Origin of the sequence: Thauera sp. AutoDN2 (genome assembly GCF_051280715.1) — a bacterium.
Taxonomy (GTDB): Bacteria; Pseudomonadota; Gammaproteobacteria; order Burkholderiales; family Rhodocyclaceae; genus Thauera.
Genome location: NZ_JBNCAR010000084.1, coordinates 1 through 2,273 on the forward strand (window position 1 = coordinate 1; position 2,273 = coordinate 2,273).

Sequence of the window (2,273 nt, forward strand, 5' to 3'; positions counted from 1 at the left end):
GTTGTTCTTGAGGGTGTTGAAGTCGCCGTTGTAGGTGTCGGTGATCTTGGTCGGGATGGCGCCCTTGGCGATACGATCGACGTAGTCGGCGGCCACATTTAGGGGACCGATCACGGCGTCGAGCGTGTCATTGACGCCCTGCACGATGCGCCCGAAGTCGCCCTGGTGCTTGGTGGCGTCGGCACGGGTGGACAGCTTGCCGGCCACCGCGGCGTCGGACAGCATGCTCGCGTCGGCGATCATGCGTTTGACGCTGGCCTGCACGTCGGCCACCGCGCGCACAACCTCGCCGACCTCGTCCTTCGCGTCCGATTTCAGGTCGAAGGCGAAGTCGCCGACTGCCATCTTCTTCGCGGCATCGAGCACCTCGCTCATTGGGCGGGTGATGCTGCGAATGATCAGGGCGCCCACGACGAGTGCAAGGAGGATCGCGACCGCGCTGATTACGAGCGTCAGCGTGCGTGCGCGCTCGCCGGTCTCGGAGGCGTGCTGGTAGAGGGTGGTGGCGCTGTTGCTGAAGTAGTCGTTCAGTGCGGCGATCGCGGTCTGGAATGCCGCGGCCTTCGGGTTCATCTGCTGCAGCAGCGTCACGTTCGCCCGGTCGAACTCGCCTTTCTCGAGCAGTTGCCGGGTCGGCGCCACGCCCTCGTTCAGGTAGGCCGTCACCGCATTCTCGACCGCAGCGATCAGCTTGCGCTCCTCGTCGCTCATGCTGTGTTGCTTGATCTCCTCGATCGAGCGCGACAGCGTTGCCTGTGCCTCGTCGATCGCGCTCAGGTGATTGCCGGCAGGGTGGTCATGCAACTTGGCGAAGCTTGAACCCGGATCGTGCTGCAGGGCGAGCAGACTCTGGACCTGGGTTTGCGCGACCAGGCGCTGGATCCGTCCGGCCAGCCGTGTGGGCTTCAGCTTCGCCTCGTTGGTGACCTGCAGGTCTCCCCGTGAGGCCTCGAGGCCTTGCATTGCCGTGAAGGCGAGGAAGCCGAGCAGACCGAGCATCACTGCCAGCAGTATCGATAGACGCAGGCCGATCTTGAGTTGGTTGAGCATGATGAATACTTGCCTAGAAGGTGTATGGAAGTTCAGAGGCGTTCGAAGCCGGACTCGAGGCTGGATGCTGCCGAGCCGCGACCCGGTCTTTCGGCCCTCGAGCCCGAGCTGCCGCCGACGCCGAAGAACAGCACCGCAGCGATGACGAGCGCAAATAGAAGGAACATGCGCAGGAGGATGGAGCGCCAGCAGTAGGATTGCTTGTTCACATCGGGTAATCCGCGTTGAAAGCGCGTGCAAATGCGGACGGCAGGTAAGGTGCCGTCCGCTTGGTACTTAGTCTTCTTCGCTGCCAGTGCCGTTGCTGCTCATGCTGGCGAGCATGGTGATTTCCTGGGGCGAGAGCACGCGATCGACGTTGAGGATGATGACGAAGTGGCCTTCGACCTTGCCCATGCCCTGGATGAAGTCGGCGCGGATCTTGGCGCCGAAGGTTGGCGGCGGCTCGATTTCGCTGCGGGGAATCTCCAGCACTTCGTTGACCGCGTCGACGATCACCCCCAGATCCTGGCGTTCCTCGCCCTCGCCAAGCTCGACGATGACGATGCAGGTGCGGCGCGACACCGTCGATGCGGGCCCGCCGAAGCGGGCCGACAGGTCGATCACCGGCACGACTGCGCCGCGCAGGTTGATCACGCCGCGAATGAAGGCCGGCATCATCGGGATCTCGGTGATGTTGCCGAACTCGATGATCTCCTTGACGTTGAGGATCCCGAGTGCGAACACCTCGCCGCCGAGGCTGAAGGTCAGGTATTGCTGCGGGCTGGCGTCCGCGCTCCCGACGAGGTGGGTCTTGCTCTGTGTAAGGTTCTGGCTCATGGCCTGGCTCCTGCTACGTGGCGTGTGCTCAGAATTTCTCGAAGTCGCTTTCGCTGAAGCTCACCGGCTTGCCGACCGCGAGGCGGCCGGCTGAGCGGGCGGGCTTGGCGCGCGAGGCGGTGTCTGCCATCGGCGCTGCAGCCGGCTTGCTCGCCGTGCTGCGCTTGGCTATGACGGGTGCCGACGAACCGACACTGAAGAAGCCCATCAGCTCCTGCAGCTGCCCGGCCTGACCGCCCAGTTCTTCGGCGGTGGCGGCGAGCTCCTCGGAGGCCGAGGCGTTTTGCTGGGTGGCCTTGTTCAGTTGCCCCATGGCGTTGTTGATCTGGCCCACGCCGGCGGTCTGCTCCTGGCTGGCCGAAGCGATTTCCTGCACGAGGTCGGAGGTCTTGTTGATCGAGGGC

3 protein-coding genes and 1 pseudogene are annotated in these 2,273 nt (G+C 64.1%); all 4 read right to left on the minus strand.

Annotation, left to right across the window (positions count from 1 at the left end; genetic code table 11):
* The coding region (locus ACPT9U_RS17525) for an MCP four helix bundle domain-containing protein (RefSeq protein ID WP_435751894.1) at positions 1 to 1,050 on the minus strand (1,050 nt) is incomplete at its 3' end.
* Between the two features lie 32 nt (positions 1,051 to 1,082).
* Positions 1,083 to 1,259, minus strand: a complete 177-nt coding sequence (locus ACPT9U_RS17530) for a hypothetical protein (protein ID WP_435751895.1) — start codon at positions 1,257 to 1,259, stop codon at positions 1,083 to 1,085.
* Positions 1,260 to 1,326: 67 nt separating this feature from the next.
* The gene (locus ACPT9U_RS17535; protein WP_435751896.1) at positions 1,327 to 1,869 is read right to left on the minus strand and encodes a chemotaxis protein CheW; all 543 of its coding nucleotides are present in this window, start codon (positions 1,867 to 1,869) and stop codon (positions 1,327 to 1,329) included.
* A gap of 28 nt (positions 1,870 to 1,897) precedes the next feature.
* Positions 1,898 to 2,273: pseudogene (locus tag ACPT9U_RS17540) on the minus strand (methyl-accepting chemotaxis protein); the annotation flags it as partial.